This window comes from Pseudomonas sp. Z003-0.4C(8344-21), from assembly GCF_900104975.1.
GTDB classification, from domain to species: domain Bacteria; phylum Pseudomonadota; class Gammaproteobacteria; order Pseudomonadales; family Pseudomonadaceae; genus Aquipseudomonas; species Aquipseudomonas granadensis.
Genome location: NZ_LT629756.1, coordinates 4,044,130 through 4,065,310 on the forward strand (window position 1 = coordinate 4,044,130; position 21,181 = coordinate 4,065,310).

Consider the following 21,181-nt stretch of genomic DNA (forward strand, 5'->3'; position numbering starts at 1 on the left):
TTCCGCCAAATGCCGACTTCCTCCAATCTGGTGGCGATCCTCGCCTACGACGGCCTCTGCACCTTCGAGTTCGGCATTGCCGTGGAGATCTTCGGCCTCGCCCGACCGGAGTTCGATTTCCCTTGGTATGAACATGCGATTGCGGCAGTCGATCAAGGCCCAATGCGCGCCATGGGCGGCATTCAAATTCTCGCCGACGGTGGCCTGGAAATGCTGACCGAAGCACGCACCATCATCATTCCCGGCTGGCGCGACCGTAACGCGGCGGTGCCGGAAGCATTGCTCGCTGCACTGCGCCAGGCTCACGCTCGCGGCGCGCGCTTGCTGTCGATCTGCTCCGGTGTCTTCGTCCTCGCGGCCAGCGGCTTGCTCGACGGCCACCGCGCCACGACGCACTGGCGCTACAGCGACGAGCTGGCGCAACGCTTTCCTGCCATCGCAGTCGACCCGGACGTGCTCTACGTCGACGCCGGCCAACTGATCACCTCGGCCGGCAGCGCCGCCGGCATCGACGCCTGCCTGCACCTGGTTGCCCGCGACTTCGGTACTCAGGTCGCCAACAGCGTCGCGCGGCGGCTGGTGATGTCGCCCCAACGCACCGGCGGCCAGGCGCAGTTCATTCCGACGCCGGTCAGCGCCACCCCGCGCAATGATCTGTCGCGAGTCATGCAATGGGCCCGCGAGCGGCTGCATCAACCGCTGGAGGTGCGCGATCTGGCCAGCGAAGCGGCGATGAGCGAGCGCACGTTTCTACGACGGTTTACCGAGGCCAGCGGACAGTCGCCCAAGGCGTGGTTGCAGCATGAACGACTGGCACGGGCGCGGGAGTTGCTGGAGAGCACCGATCAGCAGACTGAACAGATTGCCGAGCGCTGCGGGTATCGCTCGGTGGAGAGCTTTCGGGTGGCGTTTCGTGGGGTGGTGGGGGTACCGCCCTCAGTTTATCGGGAGCGGTTTGGCCGGGGTGTGACGGTTTAGCTGACTCGCTCCAAAAGTCTTCAGGGCGAGTCGGCGATTGTCAGATCGAACGCTGATTGACCCGCGCCATCAATTGCTCGGCGCTTTCCTTGCGTTCGGAATAGCGGTCGACCAGATGCGTCTGGTGCTCGCGCAGCAGCACGGTGAACTTCACCAGTTCCTCCATTACATCGACCACGCGGTCGTAGAACGGCGAGGGTTTCATTCGTCCCGCGTCGTCGAATTCCATGTACGCCTTGGGCACCGAGGACTGGTTGGGGATGGTGAACATGCGCATCCAGCGGCCGAGCACGCGCAATTGATTGACCACGTTGAACGACTGCGAACCGCCGCACACCTGCATCACCGCGAGGGTTTTGCCTTGGGTCGGGCGCACGGCGCCGAGTTCCAGCGGGATCCAGTCGATCTGCGCCTTGAACACGGCGGACATCGCACCGTGGCGTTCCGGTGAACACCAGACCTGGCCTTCCGACCACAGCACCAGCTCGCGCAGTTCCTGCACTTTCGGATGGTCGACCGGAACGTCGTCGGGCAGTGGCAAACCGGACGGGTTGAAAATGCGCGTTTGAGCACCGAAGTGCTCAAGCAGGCGCGCCGCCTCTTCGACCAGCAAACGGCTGAACGAGCGTTCGCGGGTCGAACCGTAGAGCAGCAGGATGCGCGGCTTGTGCGTATCAGGGGTCGTCGGTTTGGCGGCGTCGAACAGGGTGGCATCAAGATTGGGCAAATGGTCTGACATGGGGCGTCCTTAAAGCGTACCGATTCGATTGAGCTCGACTTGCAGCCGATCGCGGCTGAGTTGCTCAAACGGCAAATCGAGGAAAGCCTGGCAGCGTCGTCCGATGCGCATCAGTGTGGCGTGGAAGGCCGCGTCGATGCTGGCTTCGTCACCGCTGAGGCCGGAAGGATCTTCGAGCCCCCAATGGCTTTTCAGCGCCGGGCCGAAGTACACCGGACAAGGTTCGCCCGCGGCGTTGCCGCACACCGTGATAACGACATCCGGCGGATTGCCTGCGAACGCGTCGTTGCCTTTGCTGTACAAACCGTCGATGGCAATTCCGGCCTTTTGCAGCGTCTGCAGACTGCGTGGCAATACCTGGCCCTTGGGGCAACTGCCGGCACTCACCGCCTCGAAGCCTGCCGGCGCCAGATGATTGAACATCGCTTCAGAAAGGATGCTGCGGCAACTGTTGGCCGTGCACATGAACAGGACTCGCATGGTTTTTTTCTCCATCAGCAACACGCGGCTTCACGAACCGGACGCCCGTGCATGTTCTGCAGGCGGGCGGCATTGTCCTGCAGCCAAGTGGTGTTGGCGTCGGACGTCATTTGCAGGATTTGCGCGATCCACGCCGGCAGATCCGGGTTGAGGCGGTAATAGACCCACTGGCCCTGACGCCGATCGAGCAGCAGGCCGTTGCTGCGCAATTGCGCGAGGTGGCGGCTGATCTTCGGTTGGCTGTCGTTGAGCGCGCACATCAGTTCGCACACACACAGTTCTCCCTGTGCGGCGATCAGCAGCATGGCGCGGACGCGGGTTTCGTCAGCGAGACTTTTGAAGACTTCGGTGGGCGTGAGCATGGGGGTGAGCACGGGATATACGGGAAATCGAATATACGGATATCCATATATTTCGCAACCTGAAATGCTGCCCCTGTAGGAGTGAGCCTGCTCGCGATAGCGGTCTTTCACTCAACATCATTAATGACTGACACACCGCTATCGCGAGCAGGCTCACTCCTACAGGGGATTTCTGTGAACCGGCTAACCGAGCAGCAACGCCTGCTCCGCCTCGCACAATCCCACCACATAATCCCAGACCACACGCAAGCGCACCGACTTGTGCAGCTCGCGGCGAGTGCTGATCCAGTAGCTGCGTTCGATACTTTCGTCCGCCAACAACGGCACCAGTTCCGGGTCAGACGCGGCCATGTAGCAAGGCAGAACCGCAATGCCCAGTCCGGAGCGTGCGGCTTCCTGCTGGGCGATGACGCTGGTGCTGTGAAACACCACGCGCGGGCTGCGGCAGAAGCTGTTGAGGAACATCAGTTCCTGGCTGAACAGCAGATCGTCGACATAACCGATCCACGCATGCCGTCCCAGGTCTTCGCGGCTATGCAAGGGCGGTGCTTTGTCGAGGTAAGCCTGGCTGGCATACAGCGCCAATCGGTAGTCGGTGAGTTTGCGCGTGACCAGCATGTCAGCCGCCGGGCGTTCGAGATGGATGCTGATTTCCGCCTCACGGTTGAGGATGCTGACAAAGCGCGGCACCGCGACCAGTTCCACTTCCAGCCCCGGATAACGCTCGAACAGGCCGATCATGCGGCTGGCGAGAAATTTGACGCCGAGGCCCTCCGTCACGCCGACGCGGATCTTGCCCAGCGGCGCCGTGGACTGGGTGATTTCTTCCTGAGCCAGCAGCGCGACGTTTTCCATCGCTTCGGCATGCTTGAGCAGCGCTTCGCCGGCCGGGGTCATTTCGTACCCTTGAGCGTGCTGGACGAACAGCGCGGTGCCGAGGCTTTTCTCGATGGCTTCGATGTGGCGGGCGACGGTGGCATGGGTGGTGTTGAGCCGGCGGGCGGCGGTGAGCAGGCGGCCGCTGCGTTGCAGTTCGAGAAAAAACCGCAAGTCGTTCCAGTCGAACATGGCGTGTCCTTGTCAGCTAAGGTCGATGCGAGCTGTTTGAAAACGCACAGCGGCTGCGCAAAAACTAACATTCTTTTAACGAAAGCTAACAACTAGAGTGTCCGACAATAAAAACAAAAAGCGAGGTCAGGGAATGCAGACTTCCCTCGATGAATACGACTACATCGTGGTCGGCGCCGGTCCGGCCGGCTGCGTGCTGGCAAATCGACTGTCAGCGGACCCGCAGCACCGCGTACTGTTGCTCGAAGCCGGCGGGCGCGACAACTATGCGTGGATTCACATTCCGGTCGGTTACCTGTTCTGCATCGGTAACCCACGCACAGACTGGTGTTTCAAAACTGAAGAACAGACCGGGCTCAACGGCCGTGCGCTGAGCTATCCGCGCGGCAAAGTGCTCGGCGGTTGCTCGTCGATCAACGGCATGATCTACATGCGCGGCCAGGCCAGCGACTACGACGGCTGGGCCGCCGAGGGCAATCCCGGTTGGGCGTGGAATGATGTCCTGCCGTTGTTCAAACAGAGCGAAAACCACTTTGCCGGCACCGCTGATTTTCATGGCGCCCACGGCGAATGGCGGGTCGAGCAACAGCGCTTGTCGTGGCCGATTCTCGATGCCTTTCGCAGTGCCGCCGAGCAGAGCGGCATTGCCAGCGTTAGCGACTTCAATCAGGGCGACAACGAGGGTTGTGGCTACTTTCAGGTCAACCAGAAAGCCGGGGTGCGCTGGAACGCCGCCAAGGCGTTTTTGAAACCGCTGCGCAGCCGCGCGAATCTGACCGTACTGACCGGCGTCGAGGTCGACCGCGTGTTGCTGGAGAATGGCCGCGCTTCGAAGGTCAGTGCGCGACATGAAGGCCAGATCAAACAGTTCAAGGCGCGCAAGGAGATTGTCCTGTGCGCTGGGTCGGTCGGTTCGCCGAGCATTCTGCAGCGCTCCGGGGTCGGCCCTCGACCACTGCTCGAACGGTTGGGCATCGGCGTGATTCATGAACTGCCGGGCGTCGGTGGCAACCTGCAGGATCACCTGCAGCTGCGGCTGATCTATCAACTGGAAAATGCCCGCACACTGAACCAGATCGCCGGCAGCGTCTGGGGCAAGATGGGCATGGGCCTGCGTTATCTGTATGACCGCAGCGGACCGCTGTCGATGGCGCCGAGTCAGCTGGGCGCCTTTGCGCGCTCGGGGCCGGAACAGACTTCGGCGAATCTCGAATACCACGTTCAGCCGCTGTCGCTGGAGCGTTTTGGCGAGCCGTTGCACAGCTTTCCGGCATTCACCGCCTCGGTGTGCGATCTGCGTCCGCAAAGCCGTGGGCGCATCGAAATCCGCTCAGCAGACCCGCAGCAGGCGCCGCTGATCAATCCCAATTATCTGAGCCATCCTGAAGATCTGCGCGTAGCTGCAGATGCGATTCGGTTGACCCGACGCATCGTCAGCGCCCCTGCTCTGCGTGCTTTCAAACCGGTCGAGTATCTGCCGGGCGACAGCCTGCAAACCGAGGAGCAACTGCACGAAGCCGCAGCGAAAATCGGCACGACGATTTTCCATCCGGTCGGCACGTGTCGCATGGGCAATGACGGCGATGCGGTGGTCGATGCGCAACTACGCGTGCACGGCGTGCCGGGTCTGCGCGTGGCCGATGCGTCGATCATGCCGCAGATCATCTCCGGCAACACCTGTTCGCCTACGCTGATGATTGGCGAAAAGGCAGCGCAGCTCATTCTCAATTCCAAAGCTGTAAACACTGTACCTGTGGGAGCCAGCCTGCTGGCGATGACGGACTGACCTTCAATATCCCTGTGGCTGACCCACCGCCATCGCCAGCAGGCTGGCTCCCACAGGGTTTTGCAACACATTCGCGCAACACCGGGACACGCAACACCAGTGGAACAACAAAAACAATCACTGTGAGGGATACCGACATGTCAGAACACGCTCAGCCGCTGGACGCTGCGAGCAGCGCCGAGACCAGCAATGCCACGCAAAAAGTCATCTTCGCCTCGTCCCTCGGGACGGTGTTCGAGTGGTATGACTTCTTTCTTTACGGTGCCCTCGCGGCAGTGATCAGCAAGCAATTTTTTGCCGGGGTCAACGACACCACCGCGTTCATTTTCGCGCTGATGGCGTTCGCCGCCGGCTTCATCGTGCGGCCGTTCGGTGCGCTGGTGTTCGGGCGACTGGGCGACATGATCGGGCGCAAATACACGTTTCTGGCAACGATCATCCTGATGGGCGTGGCGACATTTTGCGTCGGCCTGCTGCCGACCTACGCGAGCATCGGCATTGCCGCACCGATCATCCTGGTGGTGCTGCGGATGCTCCAGGGCCTGGCGCTCGGCGGCGAATACGGCGGCGCGGCGACTTACGTGGCCGAGCATGCGCCGATCGGCAAGCGCGGTTTCCACACCAGCTGGATTCAGTCCACCGCGACCCTCGGCCTGTTGCTGTCACTGCTGGTGGTGCTCGGTTGCCGTTATTTCACCGGCGACCAGTTTGAAGTCTGGGGCTGGCGTATTCCGTTTCTGCTGTCGATCGTGCTGCTGGGCATTTCCACCTGGATTCGCCTGAGCCTGCACGAGTCGCCGGCCTACCTGAAAATGAAGGAGGAAGGCAAAACCTCGAAAGCGCCGATCCGCGAATCCTTCGGCAAATGGGAAAACCTCAAAGTCGTGCTGATCGCCCTGTTCAGCATCAACGCCGGGCAAGCGGTGACATTTTATGCGGCGCAGTTCTACGTGCTGTTTTTCCTCACCCAGTTCCTGAAAATGGACCCGGCGGTGGCCAACAGCCTGCTGATCGTCAGCGTGGTCATCGGCGCGCCGTTCTTCATTTTCTTTGGCTGGCTGTCGGACAAGGTCGGGCGCAAACCAGTGTTGATGCTGGGCTTGCTGCTGGCGACCGCGCTGTACTTTCCGATCTTCAAATCCCTCGCGCATTACGCCAACCCGGCGATCGACCTGGCCAGCCGTCAGGCGCCGATCACCGTGACTGCCGATCCGGCGACCTGCACCTTCCAGTTCGACCCGGTGGGCAAAGCCAAATTCGACAGCCCGTGCGACAAGGTCAAGACCTTCCTGGTCAAACAAGGCCTGCCCTACTCCAGCGTCGCCGCCCCGGCGGGCAGCGGCGTGCAGGTCAGCGTCGGCGACGTCAAACTCGATGGCTTCGATGAAGCCGCCCTGCGCGGCGCGATCACCCTCGCCGGCTACCCGCAACAGGCCGACATGCAGCAGATCAACAAGCCAATGATCGTCGCCCTGATCGTGGCGCTGATCATCATCTCGGCGATGTGCTACGGCCCACTGGCGGCGCTGATGGTCGAGCTGTTCCCGACGCGCATCCGCTACACCTCGATGTCGCTGCCCTACCACATCGGCAATGGCTGGTTCGGCGGTTTCCTGCCGACGGTGTCGTTTGCCCTGGTGGTGTACACCGGCGATATCTTTTACGGGCTGTGGTATCCGGTATTGATTACCGGGGTCAGCCTGGTGGTGGGCATGATCTGCCTGCGTGAGACGAAGAACATCGACCTCGACAAGAACTGAAACCGCTGCCGGCGAGAGCGTTCGCGCGCTCGCCGTTTCTTTGCTCAGGCATCGGCCTTGATCACCTCGAACTTCACCTGATCCGGATAGAACGCCACGTAGTCGCGGATCGGTGCCACCGACACTTTCGGGTTCTCGTACGTCCACACGGCATTCGCCTGCTCATGCCCCGGCACCTGCAAACTGAAGTAGTTGGCATCGCCCTTGTACGGGCAATAGCTGGTGTGATCGGTGCGGGCGAAATATTTCTCGTCGATGTCTTCGCGCGGCAGGTAATACACCGGCGGGTAATTGGCTTCTTTGAGGACCAGCACGTGGGAGGACGCGGCCACCTGGATGCCGTGGAATTTCACCACCAGGCAGCCGGCGAGTTGTTCGAGGTTGATCACGGGGCTGGGGCTTTTCATGGGGTTCTCCTGAATACGGCGAAGAGACGGTTCAGGTATAGCTGATGACGCCTGATCGAGACAGGATTGCAGCCGAACGGCGAAGCCTCTCACCCCCCAATCAGTCCCCTCTCCCTCCGGGAAAGGGTTAGGGTGAGGGCAAGGGCCGATAACTTTTACATGTATATCCATACAGATAAAAGTTGCCCCCACCGCCAAGTCCGGCCATTCTGTGCACCTGTTCCGACCCTGATCGACGATGGTGGCTATGCGGCTGTACCTCTGTGAAAAACCCTCCCAGGCCAAAGACATTGCGGCCGTGCTCGGCGCCCGGCGTCGGGGCGACGGCTGCTGGTTGGGAACGGACGTCACGGTGACCTGGTGCATCGGCCATCTGCTCGAAACCGCGCCGCCGGATGCCTACGACGCACGCTACAAGCGCTGGGTGCTGGCGGACCTGCCGATCATTCCGGACAAATGGAAAATGACCGTCAAGCCGCGCACGGCCAGCCAGTTCAAAGCGGTGAAACGCCTGCTCGGCGAGGCCAGCGAACTGATCATTGCCACCGACGCCGACCGTGAGGGCGAGATGATCGCCCGGGAACTGGTCGAGCATTGCCGGTATCGCGGGCCGATCCGCCGCTTGTGGCTGTCGGCGCTGGATGAGGCCTCGATCCGCAAGGCCCTGGCCGCACTCAAGCCGGGCGCGGAGACCTTCAGCCTGTACCACTCGGCTTTGGGGCGTTCGCGAGCGGACTGGCTGATCGGCATGAACATGAGCCGTCTGTTCACCCTGCTCGGCCGCCAGTCGGGTTATCAAGGTGTGCTGCCGGTAGGCCGGGTGCAAACGCCGACCTTGCGGCTGGTGGTGGATCGCGACCGCAGCATCGCCGATTTCGTGCCTGTGCCGTTCTGGGCGATCGATGTCGATCTGCTGCACGACGGCACGCGGTTTACCGCGCAGTGGCGCGCGCCGACGGACGCCTGTGACGATCAGGAGCGCTGCCTGAATCAGCCGCTGGCCCAGCAGGCAGCGGCGGCGATCGGCAATGCGGCCAGCGCGCGGGTGGTCAAGCTGAAAACCGAGCGCATGCGCGAAGTGGCACCCCTGCCCTTCGATCTCGGCACTCTGCAGGAAGTCTGCTCAAAGAAACTCGGCCTCGGCGCGCAGGAAACCCTCGACATCGCCCAGGCGCTGTACGAAACCTACAAAGTCATCACGTACCCGCGCAGCGATTGCGGTTACCTGCCGCTGAGCCAGCACAGCGAAGCGCCGGGCATTCTTGCGGCGCTGCGTCAGGCCGATCCCGGCCTCGAAGCGCTGCGAGGCCATCTCGAACCACAGCGCCGTTCACGCGCATGGAACGACGCCAAGGTCAGCGCTCACCATGGCATCATCCCCACCGCAGCAGCGAAAAACCTCGAGCGCCTGACCGGCAAGCATCGCGCAGTGTATACGCTGATCCGCGCACGCTATCTGGCGCAATTTCTGCCCAACCATGAATACGACCGCACCCAGGCCGATTTCGATTGCGCTGGGCAAGCGCTCCGCGCAGTCGGCAAGCAGATCATTGAGCCGGGCTGGAAACGCGCGTTGCCCGAAGCGCTGGCACCGGCCAAGGGCCGCGAGGCTGCGGCGCCGCAGACCTTGCCGGCACTTGGCCAGGGCGTCGAATGCGCCGTCGCCGAGGTCAAGTTCAAGGACCTGTGGACGCAACCGCCGAAACCCTACACCGAAGGCGACCTGATCAAGGCGATGAAAAACGTCGCCAGACTGGTGGAAGATCCGCTGCTCAAGCAGAAACTCAAGGACACCACCGGGATCGGCACCGAAGCCACCCGCGCCTCGATCATTCAGGGTTTGATTGATCGGGGTTATCTGGTGAAAAACGGCAAGGCGCTCGCCGCCACGCCGGCCGCGTTCAGCCTGATCGATGCGGTGCCTCGCGCAATTGCCGATCCCGGCACCACGGCGATCTGGGAGCAGGCGCTGGACATGGTGCAGAGCGGCGAGATGAGCCTGGAAGAATTTGTCACCAAACAAGCGGCATGGATGAGCAAGCAGGTTACCCGTTGCTCTGGCCTGAGCCTGACCATCAGCGGCCCGCCACTCGCCGGTAAAGCCGCGGCGCCATGGAAGAAAAAACGCAAATCGACCGCCAGCAAAACCACCGCCACACGCAAACGCACGGCCCGCCCGGCGACCCGTTAAGCCCCTCACGGTTCCCTGATTTCCTACGCATCCCGGATCTTTTCTCATTCCAAAAGCGCTTTGTCCGACAATATGTAGTGCTTGAAAATAATCACTACAAAACCGTTGACGGCATCGTTTTGCTTTTGCATGATGAAGACGTTCCCCGATCGGGAGCGCTGGTAACACGCTTGAGCAAACTCGTCTGACCGCCGAGTTGTTTTTTCCGGATACACGCTGCCCATAAGGCAGATTGAAGAAGCTGACCTGGCCTGAACGTCCAGTACAAGGACGAGAAGCGCTGGCGAAAATTCTCAAGATGCTTGTGGTCGACGCTGAAAGCGTCGCCAATGCGCCTCCCGGTTTTCGCTGCTTCTCCTCGTTGTGACGCTATTGCGTAGCAGTTATTCAACACGACTACATGCAACAGATGCACGACCCCGTACTCAACACGGGCGAGCGCTGACGTCCTGGTTTCGGTGCCAGGGATCAACTAACCGATGGGCTACCTGTATTAGCGAATCAACTTTGAAAGATCACCAGACTGGTCAAGGGGCAATAATCATGAATCTGAACAATCAACCTACTGTCGAAGAACTGGCTCGTATGTTCGCTGCGCAAAAAGACAGCCACGACAGCCATATTCTGTGGATCAGCAAATCGGGCCAGGTACATATCGACTGCCTGTCGCCCCATGCTGGTGAAGAAGAATTCGACCGTAACCACCAGAACCTGGCGGCCCGCCTGAAGATGTATCGACGCGGCCACGGTTATGTCGGCAAGAAGGCAGCGGCCGACAGGGACTTTATTGGCAATGTTCTGCAGACGCTGAAACAGGCGTGGGATTCGATGCAGAACAATAATGAAGTTCGGGTGATTGATCGGTTGTATTGAGTTAGCAATTATTTAATCGAAAGGCCTGCTTCCTTAACGGAAGCAGGCCTTTTTTGTTCGCTTGCATTGATTTGGCGTGATTGAAATTGTAGCCCCTCACCCCAGCCCTCTCCCGAGGGAGAGGGAGCCGATCTATGATGGATTCAAAATTCGCGTTCGGCTCAGGACTTTCAGGTCGATGTAACTCGTCCAAACGCCGCGGTCAGTCCCCTCTCCCCCGGGGAGAGGGTTAGGGTGAGGGGCTTTTCAGGCCCAGCACCAACTCCACAAACGCCAGCGCCGCGGCACTGTGGTAGTTATTGCACCGTCGCAAAATCGCTGCCCCACGCTGCGGCGCTTCCGCTTCGACACGCAACCGACGCAACGCCCGGTCCTCTGTAGCAATAGCCTGCGGCAACATCGTTGCCATCGGCGAACAGCGCACCACTTCCAGCAACGTGCTCACCGAATTCACCTCGATGTGCACCTTCGGCGTGATCCCCTGCTGTCGAAAATACTCGTCCACCGATAACCGTGTAATGAACTCAGGCGCCAGCAAGGCGAAATCCAGCTGAGCAATATCCTCTGCCAGTAACCGCGAGTCACTGGCATACAGCGGATGCTCACGGCCGACCATGATCGCCAACGTTTCGGTAAAGGCCGGAATGCATTCGATCTCCGCATTGCGCACCGGGGTGAACGCAATGGCGATGTCCAGCGAGTCATCCGCCAGCCCCGCCTCGATGTCGTCCATCGACAACTCGAAAATCTGCAGATGAATCCCCGGATACCGCGCCGCGAAATCCCGCACCAGCGGCCCGACCAGGTACGCCATGAACGTCGGCGTCATGGCCAGACGCAACGTCCCGCGCGACAGATCCTTCACGTCATGCAAGGCGCGCTTGCCCGCTTCCAGCTCTACCAGGACTCGCCGCGCACATTCGATGTACGCCTCGCCGGCATCGGTGGGTTTCACGGTGCGCGAGGTGCGATCGAACAGCGTTACGCCGAGGGTTTCTTCCAGCTGACGGATCTGCTGCGACAGGGTCGGCTGCGACACGTGCAGCGCTTCGGCGGCACGGGTGAAACCGCCGTGATCGGCAACGGCCAGCAGATACCGCAAATGTCGCAACAGCATGGGGCACACCATCTATAGGCAGGACTAATGCCCGGCATTGTATATCGGTCTTGGACGCTATGGATCAATCGGCCGAAGATCTCTCCCACACAGCAAGCCAACCCTGAAAGGAGTGACACCATGCAACAGTCCCACGCCTGCAACGACACCAGCCTGGCCCTGACTACCCGCATCCTCGACGCCAAGGCACGCAAGGATCTGTCGTGGCAGGATCTCGCCGATGACACCGGCCTGAGCCTGGCCTACGTCACCGCCGCCCTGCTCGGCCAGCACCCACTGCCGGAAACCGCTGCGAAAGTGGTCGGCGACAAGCTGGAGCTGAGCGTTGCAGACGTCGCGGCGATGCAGATCATCCCGTTGCGCGGCAGCCTCAACGGCGTACCGACCGACCCGACCATCTACCGCTTTCACGAGATGATCCAGATCTATGGCACCACGCTCAAAGCGCTGGTCCACGAGCAGTTCGGCGACGGCATCATCAGCGCGATCAACTTCAAACTCGACATCAAGAAAGTTGACGATCCAGAAGGCGGCTCCCGCGCCGTGGTCACCCTCGATGGCAAGTTCCTGCCGCTGCGTCCGTTCTGATTGCTCCGGCCCGCATCCCGGATGCGGGCCACTCGATCACCTTATAGAGGACACGCCCATGCAATCCCTGATCGACGGCTTCCTGAAATTTCAGAACGAAGCCTTTCCGCAACGCAGCGAACTGTTTCGTCACCTGGCCACCACGCAGCAGCCCGGCACCTTGTTCATCACCTGTTCCGACAGCCGTGTGGTGCCAGAACTGCTGACCCAGCAAGAACCCGGCGAGCTGTTCGTGATCCGCAATGCCGGCAACATCGTGCCGTCCTACAGCCCGCATCCAGGCGGGGTTTCGGCGACGGTGGAATATGCGGTGGCCGTGCTCGGCGTGAGTGATATCGTGATTTGCGGGCATTCCGATTGCGGCGCAATGACCGCGATTGCCCAGTGCAAATGCATGGACCACCTGCCGGCGGTCAGTGGCTGGCTGCAGCATGCCGAATCTGCAAAAGTGGTCAACGAAGCGCGAGCGCATGCCAACGATGCGGCGAAGTTGAGTTCGATGGTGCGCGAGAACGTCATTGCGCAACTGGCCAATATCCAGACCCACCCGAGCGTGCGCCTGGCGCAGGAAAAAGGCCTGTTGAATCTGCATGGCTGGGTGTACGACATCGAGACCGGCTCGATCAATGCGCTGTCTTCGGACCGCCGCACCTTTGTGCCACTGGCCGAGCAACCGGCGACCTGTGCGATCCACGCAAAAACCGCTGACGCCGCCTGAACGGATCGTCGACTGATCGTTCCCACGCTCTGCGTGGGAACGATCACCGACTACAGAATCAGCGCTTTACCGTGAGATCAACCTGCGTCATGCGGCTGCGCACGGTAAAAACCCCATCCCCGGAAAGAATCGCACTGCGCGCAAACAAGCGCCCGCTTTCCCAGTTGGAAAGGCCCAGCTCCGGCTTGTTCAGCGCGTACTGCCCGTCGACCCAGCGGGTGATGCCATTGCCCACGAACGGCGCGTTGACCGCGTTGTAGAAACGCTCATGGACGGCGGCATCCTCGCTGATCAACGACACGGTGAATTGCGGGCTGTAGCGGTTGAACAAGGCGATCGCCTGGTCCAGATCGTCGACGATCATCAGGCTGACTTCCGGGGTTTCCTCCCACTCCCACTCGCGGCCCAGTTCCAATTCCGCCAGCGGTTCGGCGAGCGCTTCAGTCTGGTAACCCTCGGCGCGGTAAACCTCGACCGTTGCGTTCTGCCATTCACTCGGCAAGCAACTTTCGCTGCCTTCAACGATGTGCAGTTTGCAACCCTGCCCGCGCGCGGTGCCTGCCTGTTTCAAGGCATTGAGGAATAGCGGTACCAGCTCAGCGGCGCGCTCACGCTGGATCAGGCAAACGTTGAGGGTGTTGCAGACTTTGCGGTCCAGCGAGTTGCGCACAACCGCAGCAAAGCGCTCGGCATCGGCGGCCTGATCGGCGATCAGCCATGCCCCACCAGTGCCGTGCAGGCTGACCGCGGTACCGGCCTGCTGGGCGATGCTGCCGAGTTGACTGACCGCACGACCCGAACCCCGCGCTACCGCCAGCGACAAGCGTCGGTCAGCGAACATCGCCCAACCGGCGGCGTGATTGACACTTTCCACCAGCGACACCGCGCCGTCCGGAAGGCCGGCTGCGGCCAGTGCCGGGTTCAAGGCGTGGGCGACGATCGCTTGCGCGGTGCCCAGCGCATCGCTGCCGATACGCAGCACCGCGGTGTTGCCGGTGCGCAACACGCCAGCGGCATCGGCGAACACGTTCGGTCGCCCTTCAAAGACAAACGCAACGATGCCCAGCGGCGCGACCACTTGCTCGACCTTCCAGCCGTCGTGCTCGACGCTGCTGATGACTTTGCCACGGGTTGCCGTGGCATCGCACCATGCACGCAGGCCGGCGATCATGTCGCGGCGCATGCGTTCGTCGGCGAGCAGTCGGGTGGTCGAGCGGCCACGGGCCTTGGCGCGCTCAATGTCTGCGCGGTTGGCGGTTTCGATGTGGGCCCAACATTGCGGGTCTTCCAGACGCTGGGCAAACAGATCGAAGAACTCGCTGATCGCCTCGTCGCTCACCGCCGACAACGCCGTGAATGCCGCAGCCGCGCGCTCGATCGCAACCGACGCCGCTTGCTGATCCGCCACGGGGATCAGCAGCAACTCGCCACTGACCTGCTCGACCAGCAGATGATCACCGGGCTGAAAGCGCGCGGCCAGTTCAGGGCTGACCACGGTGACGCGGTTACCAGCAAAAGGGATCGGCGTGCCAGCGACTAGATGTTCGAGCGCAAGAGACATGAAGCGGATTCACCATGCAGGGGGCGGCCGGAAAATGTAGCGGATTACCTGCCGAAATACACCTCTTCAATCCACCAATAAACCCTTGTAGGAGTGAGCCTGCTCGCGATAGCGGTGGGTCGGATACACCAATGGCGACTGATTCGGCGCAATCGCGAGCAGGCTCACTCCTACAAGGGAATTGTGTGAGTTTCAGAAAACCGACCAGCCTATCCGTGAGCTGAGCAATTCCAGCGCCGCCATCCCCGCCAGCGAATTACCGGCGGCGTTGAGTTCCGGCGACCACACGCAGACCGTGAACTGCCCCGGCACCACCGCGACGATCCCGCCACCGACGCCGCTTTTGCCCGGCAAACCGACGCGGTAGGCGAAGTTGCCGGCCTCGTCATACAGCCCGCTGGTGGCCATGATCGAGTTGACTTGCTGGGTCTGCCGCGCCGTGAGGATACGTTCACCGCTGTGTTTGCAGAAACCGTCGTTGGCCAGAAAGCAGAAGGCCCGGGCCAGATCGATGCAGTTCATGCGCAGTGCACAGTGGCTGAAATAACTGCGCAGCACCGCTTCGACATCGTTGTGGAAATTGCCGAACGACTGCATCAGGTACGCCATCGCCGCATTGCGCGCGCGGTGCTGGTATTCGGAATCGGCGACTTTGCCGTCGATCATGATTTGCGGATTGCCCGACAGGCGCCGAACGAAGTCGCGCATCGACAAGGTCGGCGCGGCGAAGCGTGACTGATTGATGTCGCAAATCACCAATGCACCGGCATTGATGAACGGATTGCGTGGTCGGCCGCGTTCGAACTCCAGTTGCACCAGCGAGTTGAACGGCTGCCCGGAAGGCTCGTGGCCGAGGCGCTCCCAGATCGCTTCGCCGGAATGATCGATCGCCTGTACCAGGCTGAACACCTTGGAAATACTCTGCACCGAGAACGGCGTTTCGGCGTCGCCGGCGCAGTACATCTCGCCGTCATTCCCGTACACGGCGATGCCCAGCTGATTGGCCGGCACGGTGCCGAGGGCGGGGATGTAATCAGCCACTTTGCCCTGCCCGATCAACGGGCGGACAGCGTCAAGGATCTCGTTCAACAGCGCTTGCATGCCGGGTCTCGAAGTCTCGCCCCAAGGGATCGCGGGGACACTGGGGCTAGACGCTGCGCGCGGACGGCGCATCACACCGCGCGCAATGATCTAGGCTTGAGCAAACATTCATCTTCAGGAGAAGACCATGCACCTCGAAGGCTCCTGCCATTGCGGCGAGGTCACGTTCAGCCTCGACAGCGCCCACCCCTACCCTTATCAACGCTGCTATTGCTCGATCTGCCGCAAGACCCAGGGCGGCGGCGGTTACGCAATCAATCTTGGCGGCGATGCGACCAGCCTCAAGGTGCGCGGGCGCAAGCACATCAGCATCTACCACGCGAAAATGAAAAACCCCGGCGATCAGCGCGCCCATCGCAGCAGCGCCGAACGGCACTTCTGCTCACTGTGCGGCAGCGGCTTGTGGCTGTTCAGTCCGGAGTGGCCAGAGCTGATCCATCCATTTGCCTCGGCTATCGATACAGCGCTGCCGGTGCCGCCGGAACACACGCATTTGATGCTCGGGTCGAAAGCGTCGTGGGTCGAAATCGAGGCGAAAGCCAAGGATCAGCAATTTGCTGAATACCCCGAAGAATCGATTGCCCAGTGGCATGAGCGCCTCGGTGTGACCCGCTGAACCGCGCCCCCTGTGGGAGCGAGCCTGCTCGCGATAGCGGTGGGTCAGACACACCATTACTGACTGATCCACCGCTATCGCGAGCAGGCTCACTCCTACAGGGGGGGTATTGCAGACAGGAAGCTGACAGTCTTCAATCCAGATGCGCCCAGGTCATCCGAAACACCGCCCCACCCCACGTCGAATCCCCCACTTCAACCTGCCCGCCATGGGACTGCGACACCCGCCGCACCAACGCCAGGCCCAAACCAAAACCACCGGTGCGCCGATCCCGGCTGGCATCCAGTCGCGAGAACGGCTCGAAGATTTTCTCCCGGCCATCGATCGGCACGCCCGGCCCGTCATCGCTGACCCGCACTTCGTACACGTCGCCGCTGCGCACCAACGTCACTTCAACGCGCTGCTCGGCATAACGAATGGCATTGCGCAGCAGGTTGATCACCGCCCGCGCCATGAAGCGCGGCTCGATGCGCACGGTGTCGACAAGGCAATCACCAATCAACAACTCGATGCCGGCCGCCTCCGCCTCCAGTGCGACGCTGCCGACCACGCTGTCGAGCCAGTTGGCTGCCTGGATATTTTCCCGTTTGATCACCGTGGCGCCGTGCTCGAGGCTGGCGTAGGTCAGCAGCTCCGAAACCATTTCCTCCAGCTCGCCCAGGTCGGCGTACATGTCGGCAATCAACTCGCGATTCTGGCTGGCGCCGGGTTGCTGTCTGAGCTGATCGAGTTCAAACGACAACCGTGCGATCGGCGTGCGCAGTTCGTGGGATACCGCATTGGTCAACTCACGCTGATTGGCAATCAGGCCCTCGATGCGCGCCGCCATCAAGTTGAAGTGTTCGGCCAGATCACGAATGTTCGAGCGCCTGGACAATTGAATACGCACCGACAGATCGTTAGCGCCAAAACGCTCGGCGGCCATGCGCAGCTTTTCCAGATCGCGCCAGTGCGGGCGAACCCAGAAAAACAGCACGATGCCGATCAGCACCGCGAGCATGACGTAGGCGGCACTGATGTAGAACGGCATCAGGCTCGGCTCCGGCGGCAGCTTGATGCTGAGCAATTGCGAGCCGCCGTCGATGTAGCTGATGAACTGGGTGTAATCGTCGCGAATCACCAGCAGATTCTGCGCCAGCTCGGCTTTTTCCTGCGCCGTCAGCGCCAGTTGCGCAGCCTCGACCAGGCTGAGCGAAAGCCCATAGTGCTTGCGTAAGCTGTCGAGTTTCTGCTCACGCTGCGCCCCCTGCGTGCCGCGCAAATGATCGACCAGCGACCACGCCTGTCCACGCACCGCTTCGCGGTTGTAAGCCTGCATCTGATTGTCGAGCAACGCGTTGAACGTATGTTCGACGGTCTGCAACGCCGCCACCAGGCCGAGGGTCATGACCAGAAACAAACCGAGAAACAAGCGCAGCATTTACAGCTCCCACGCGAACGGATTGAACAGATAACCCTTGCCCCACACGGTCTTGATGCACACGGGTTCGCGCGGGTTGTCCTTGAGCTTGTTGCGTAATTTGCTGATGTACACGTCGACGCTGCGGTTGAGCCCATCAAAGGCAATCCCGCGCATGCGATTGAGAATGTCATCGCGTGAAAGAATCTTGCCCGCCGCGCTGGCCAGCAACCACAGCAGTTCGAACTCCATGGTGGTCAACTCGATGAGCTCGCCGTTCAGCCGGACCTCACGGCAACTGCGGTCGATGCTCAACAGACCGAACTCGAGAAAGCTCACTACGCTGTTGTCCGGCACCTGCCGCCGCTGCAATGCGCGCAGCCGCGCGAGCAGCACTGGCGGCTTGATCGGTTTGATCAGGTAATCGTCGGCGCCGGATTCGAGGCCGAGAATATGGTCGAGGTCGTCTTCCTTGGCGGTCAGCATCACGATCGGCGTGTCCGACACGCTGCGGATCTCGCGGCACACCTGCAGCCCGCTCTGCCCCGGCAGCATCAGGTCGAGCACCAGCACCCTGGGCTTGAATTCGAGAAAAGCCGCCACGGCCAGATCGCCGCGATGCACCACGCGGACCTCGTAGCCATGTTGTTCGAGGAAGTGCGCGATCAGCGCCGCCAGACGCTCATCGTCTTCCACCAGCAGCACTTTGCCAAAACCAAGGTTATCCATAACGCCCATCTGACCCTTGTCGAAAGTGGCCGGCATTATGGCGGCAATCACCAGGCAAGCGATTGGCGCAGGCAGCAAAAACCGGCCGCTGGGGCCGGTTTTCGCTGATGTTTCATGTTTTTAAGAGTTTTTAACAAACGGCGGCGGGCACACCGCTGTGGAAGCGGAATTCTTCGTCCGGCGACTCGATCAATTCCTGCTCGGCGGCGCGGACTTTTTCAATCACTTGCGCGACGTCTTTCGCCTCGCCGTATTGATAGGCCAGTTTCAGATAACCCTGAAAATGCCGCGCTTCGCTTTTCAGCAGGCCGAAGTAGAACTTGCCGAGTTCTTCGTCCAGATGCGGCATCAGCGCCTCGAAACGCTCGCAACTGCGCGCTTCGATAAACGCGCCGACCACCAGCGTATCGACCAGTTTCACTGGTTCATGGCTGCGCACGACTTTGCGCAGACCCGAGGCGTAACGACCGGCGTGCAGCTGACGCAGTTCGATCTTGCGCCGTTTCATGATGCGCATCACTTGCTCGTGGTGCACCAGCTCTTCCCGGGCCAGACGCGACATCATGTTGATCAGGTCGACGTGGGAATGGTACTTGGCAATCAGGCTCAGGGCGGTGCTGGCGGCCTTGAACTCGCAGTTCTTGTGGTCGATCAGCAAGGTTTCCTGATCGGCAAGGGCGGCCTGAACCCAGGCGTCGGGGGTGCGGCAGCCAAGGAATTCGTGGATTTCGGGAAGGATCATGGGGCTCACGGCAAAAGGTCTACGAGCGAAGGGCGCCGATTATACCGGCCTGCCCGCAGACCACCAGCGGCTGGCGTTGATATGCATCAAGTCGCAGACGATCGCGCAGCAACTATAGTTGTGCAACGTCGTGCCTTTTCTTTGCTGGAGACTCCGCTCATGCAAGCCATTCGCAGCATTCTGGTGGTCATCGAACCCGAACACGCGGAAAGCCTGGCGCTCAAACGCGCCAAGCTGATCGCCGGTGTCACCCAGGCCCATTTGCATCTGCTGGTGTGCGACAAGAAACATGACCACGCCGGCCTGCTCAGCGTGCTCAAGGCTGCGCTATTGGCCGAAGGCTACAGCGTGACCACCGAACAGGCATGGAATGAAAGCCTGCACGAAACCATCATCGATGTGCAGCAGGCCGAGGGTTGCGGGCTGGTGATCAAACAGCATTTCCCCGACAGCTCGTTGAAAAAGGCTCTGCTGACCCCGGCGGACTGGAGACTGCTGCGCCACTGCCCTACCCCGGTGCTGCTGGTGAAAACCACGGGCTCATGGAAAGACCGGGTGATTCTGGCGGCAATCGACGTCGGCAATGCCGATGGCGAACATCGCCATCTGCACACCACGATCATTGATCACGGCTACGACATCGCCAGCCTGGCCAAGGCGCACCTGCATGTAATCACCGCGCATCCGTCGCCGATGCTCTCGGCGGCAGACCCGACCTTTCAGCTCAAATCGACGATAGAAGCCAAATATCGCGAACAGTGTCGGGCGTTTCAGGCCGAGTTCGATGTCGACGACGAACACTTGCACATCGAAGAAGGCCCGGCGGACGTCTTGATCCCGTATCTGGCGCACAAGCTGCAGGCGGCGGTGACGGTGATTGGCACCGTGGCGCGCAGCGGCTTGTCAGGCGCGTTGATCGGCAATACCGCCGAAGCGGTACTCGATGCGCTCGAAAGCGACGTGCTGGTGCTCAAGCCGCAGGAGGTTGAGGATCATCTGGTGGAGCTGGCAGTGAAACATTAAGGATGGCGGTGCCTGGACTGGCGCCTTCGCGAGCGGGCTCGCTCCCACATTTGAAATGCATTCCCCTGTGGGAGCTGGCTTGCCAGCGATGGCGGTGTGTCAGTCACATTGATACTGGATGGGCCGACCTCATCGCTGGCAAGCCAGCTCCCACAGGATCAGCTGATACCTCGGATCTGTATTCCACCCCCAATTACTGTGGGAGTGAGCCTGCTCGCGAAGCTTTTGATGTTCAGGCGCCGAAGGCGTCCTTGAGGAACCCGGGGGCGATGTAGCGCTGATAATGCGCTTCCGACAGCAGGAAGAATTCCCGATCAATGGCATCGCGCAGTTCCGGCAGGTTCCAGTCGCGAAACTCCGGCAGCAAAACCATCCCGTACGCTTCCAGATTAACGATCACCCGCGCGCCGCGGGCAATCAGCTGATAGGCCCAGCAATATTCCGACTGATGCGGCACGAAGCGGATCTTGCGCTGTTCCAGCTGCTCGCGCAGGCGCGCCGGGTCGAAGATCTCGACCTTGCTTGCCATCACTTGAGACAGCAATTGCTCCAGACGCAGCCACACCGCGCGCTTCTGCTCTTCGTCATAACCATTCCAGTGGATCACTTCGTGGTGGAAACGCTTGCAGCCACGGCAGACCAAGTCACCGTAAACAGTGGAGCAAAGGCCGACGCAGGGAGTCTTGATGGTCTGATTGGGCATAAGGTAGGCAAGGCACTGAAACGCGGAACAGACCGGCATGTTAGCCCTTTGTCGTCCATTGATCACCCCTCAGACGTCAGGGTTACAGCCACGCTGGAACTTCGCCGCAAGCGCGCCCATTGCCACGAAAGTCCAATAGAGCGCGACTTACCTTTAAATTTTTTTTGCCGTAGAATCAGCCAGCCTTTTAAGGCGCCAATGTCCGTTAGAAGCTGTTTTCAAAGCGTCACGAGCACAGTC

At 60.8% G+C, this 21,181-nt stretch carries 21 protein-coding genes; 9 read left to right on the forward strand and 12 right to left on the reverse strand.

Annotated elements, in window-relative coordinates; genetic code table 11:
* Positions 1-9: 9 nt before the first annotated feature.
* Positions 10-978, forward strand: coding sequence for a transcriptional regulator FtrA (ftrA, locus tag BLU24_RS18280; RefSeq protein WP_093102483.1), 969 nt, complete (start codon positions 10-12; stop codon positions 976-978).
* 40 nt (positions 979-1,018) lie between these two features.
* On the opposite strand, the gene arsH is transcribed toward ftrA, so the two are convergent.
* The 4 genes from arsH to BLU24_RS18300 all read right to left on the reverse strand — a co-directional run bounded on the left by arsH (position 1,019) and on the right by BLU24_RS18300 (position 3,627).
* A complete protein-coding gene (gene arsH / locus BLU24_RS18285) occupies positions 1,019-1,717 on the reverse strand; it encodes an arsenical resistance protein ArsH (protein ID WP_093102485.1) in 699 nt (232 codons plus the stop codon).
* Between the two features lie 9 nt (positions 1,718-1,726).
* Positions 1,727-2,197, reverse strand: coding sequence for an arsenate reductase ArsC (locus BLU24_RS18290; RefSeq protein WP_093102487.1), 471 nt, complete (start codon positions 2,195-2,197; stop codon positions 1,727-1,729).
* Positions 2,198-2,211: 14 nt separating this feature from the next.
* Entirely contained in the window at positions 2,212-2,559 is a 348-nt protein-coding gene (locus tag BLU24_RS18295) for a metalloregulator ArsR/SmtB family transcription factor (RefSeq protein ID WP_090288469.1), read from the reverse strand.
* Between the two features lie 183 nt (positions 2,560-2,742).
* Positions 2,743-3,627 (reverse strand): LysR family transcriptional regulator, encoded by an 885-nt coding sequence (locus BLU24_RS18300; protein ID WP_090282809.1) that lies wholly within the window; start codon positions 3,625-3,627, stop codon positions 2,743-2,745.
* Between the two features lie 133 nt (positions 3,628-3,760).
* Between BLU24_RS18300 and BLU24_RS18305 the strand changes: the two genes are divergently transcribed.
* Positions 3,761-5,413, forward strand: a complete 1,653-nt coding sequence (locus tag BLU24_RS18305; RefSeq protein ID WP_093102489.1) for a GMC family oxidoreductase — start codon at positions 3,761-3,763, stop codon at positions 5,411-5,413.
* A gap of 137 nt (positions 5,414-5,550) precedes the next feature.
* The gene (locus tag BLU24_RS18310; RefSeq protein ID WP_093102491.1) at positions 5,551-7,173 is read left to right on the forward strand and encodes an MFS transporter; all 1,623 of its coding nucleotides are present in this window, start codon (positions 5,551-5,553) and stop codon (positions 7,171-7,173) included.
* Positions 7,174-7,217: 44 nt separating this feature from the next.
* Here BLU24_RS18310 and BLU24_RS18315 read toward each other — a convergent pair whose 3' ends face one another.
* Positions 7,218-7,580 carry a DUF427 domain-containing protein gene (locus BLU24_RS18315; RefSeq protein WP_090282806.1) on the reverse strand — a complete coding sequence of 121 codons (363 nt, stop codon included), beginning with the start codon at positions 7,578-7,580 and terminating at the stop codon, positions 7,218-7,220.
* A gap of 247 nt (positions 7,581-7,827) precedes the next feature.
* Between BLU24_RS18315 and BLU24_RS18320 the strand changes: the two genes are divergently transcribed.
* Positions 7,828-9,771 (forward strand): DNA topoisomerase III, encoded by a 1,944-nt coding sequence (locus BLU24_RS18320; RefSeq protein ID WP_093102493.1) that lies wholly within the window; start codon positions 7,828-7,830, stop codon positions 9,769-9,771.
* Positions 9,772-10,314: 543 nt separating this feature from the next.
* Positions 10,315-10,644: a hypothetical protein gene (locus BLU24_RS18325; protein WP_090282804.1), complete on the forward strand. Its 330-nt coding sequence runs from the start codon at positions 10,315-10,317 to the stop codon at positions 10,642-10,644.
* 229 nt (positions 10,645-10,873) lie between these two features.
* Here BLU24_RS18325 and cynR read toward each other — a convergent pair whose 3' ends face one another.
* Entirely contained in the window at positions 10,874-11,761 is an 888-nt protein-coding gene (cynR, locus tag BLU24_RS18330; RefSeq protein ID WP_093102495.1) for a transcriptional regulator CynR, read from the reverse strand.
* A gap of 120 nt (positions 11,762-11,881) precedes the next feature.
* Between cynR and cynS the strand changes: the two genes are divergently transcribed.
* Together cynS and BLU24_RS18340 are read left to right on the forward strand one after the other, a co-directional pair.
* Positions 11,882-12,349, forward strand: coding sequence for a cyanase (cynS, locus tag BLU24_RS18335; RefSeq protein WP_093102497.1), 468 nt, complete (start codon positions 11,882-11,884; stop codon positions 12,347-12,349).
* A 58-nt stretch (positions 12,350-12,407) separates the two neighbouring features.
* Positions 12,408-13,067, forward strand: coding sequence for a carbonic anhydrase (locus BLU24_RS18340; RefSeq protein WP_093102499.1), 660 nt, complete (start codon positions 12,408-12,410; stop codon positions 13,065-13,067).
* 58 nt (positions 13,068-13,125) lie between these two features.
* On the opposite strand, the gene BLU24_RS18345 is transcribed toward BLU24_RS18340, so the two are convergent.
* Both BLU24_RS18345 and glsB read right to left on the reverse strand, forming a co-directional pair.
* A complete protein-coding gene (locus BLU24_RS18345) occupies positions 13,126-14,628 on the reverse strand; it encodes an aldehyde dehydrogenase family protein (RefSeq protein ID WP_093102501.1) in 1,503 nt (500 codons plus the stop codon).
* Positions 14,629-14,820: 192 nt separating this feature from the next.
* The gene (gene glsB, locus BLU24_RS18350; RefSeq protein ID WP_093102503.1) at positions 14,821-15,729 is read right to left on the reverse strand and encodes a glutaminase B; all 909 of its coding nucleotides are present in this window, start codon (positions 15,727-15,729) and stop codon (positions 14,821-14,823) included.
* A 127-nt stretch (positions 15,730-15,856) separates the two neighbouring features.
* Here glsB and BLU24_RS18355 point away from each other — a divergent pair, with 127 nt between their 5' ends.
* On the forward strand, positions 15,857-16,345 hold the full coding sequence (locus BLU24_RS18355) for a GFA family protein (RefSeq protein WP_093102506.1): 489 nt from the start codon (positions 15,857-15,859) through the stop codon (positions 16,343-16,345).
* 133 nt (positions 16,346-16,478) lie between these two features.
* Here the strand turns inward: BLU24_RS18355 and BLU24_RS18360 are convergent, their stop codons facing one another.
* The 3 genes from BLU24_RS18360 to BLU24_RS18370 form a co-directional block, all read right to left on the reverse strand.
* Positions 16,479-17,765 (reverse strand): ATP-binding protein, encoded by a 1,287-nt coding sequence (locus BLU24_RS18360; RefSeq protein WP_093102509.1) that lies wholly within the window; start codon positions 17,763-17,765, stop codon positions 16,479-16,481.
* Complete coding sequence (locus BLU24_RS18365) at positions 17,766-18,473, reverse strand: winged helix-turn-helix domain-containing protein (RefSeq protein WP_093106827.1); 708 nt, start codon at positions 18,471-18,473, stop codon at positions 17,766-17,768.
* Positions 18,474-18,603: 130 nt separating this feature from the next.
* Positions 18,604-19,215: a tRNA-(ms[2]io[6]A)-hydroxylase gene (locus tag BLU24_RS18370; protein WP_093102512.1), complete on the reverse strand. Its 612-nt coding sequence runs from the start codon at positions 19,213-19,215 to the stop codon at positions 18,604-18,606.
* 159 nt (positions 19,216-19,374) lie between these two features.
* On the opposite strand from BLU24_RS18370, the gene BLU24_RS18375 reads away from it, so the two are divergent.
* Positions 19,375-20,238 (forward strand): universal stress protein, encoded by an 864-nt coding sequence (locus BLU24_RS18375; RefSeq protein WP_093102515.1) that lies wholly within the window; start codon positions 19,375-19,377, stop codon positions 20,236-20,238.
* Between the two features lie 232 nt (positions 20,239-20,470).
* Here BLU24_RS18375 and BLU24_RS18380 read toward each other — a convergent pair whose 3' ends face one another.
* On the reverse strand, positions 20,471-20,941 hold the full coding sequence (locus BLU24_RS18380) for a DUF1289 domain-containing protein (RefSeq protein ID WP_093106831.1): 471 nt from the start codon (positions 20,939-20,941) through the stop codon (positions 20,471-20,473).
* Between the last annotated feature and the right edge of the window lie 240 nt (positions 20,942-21,181).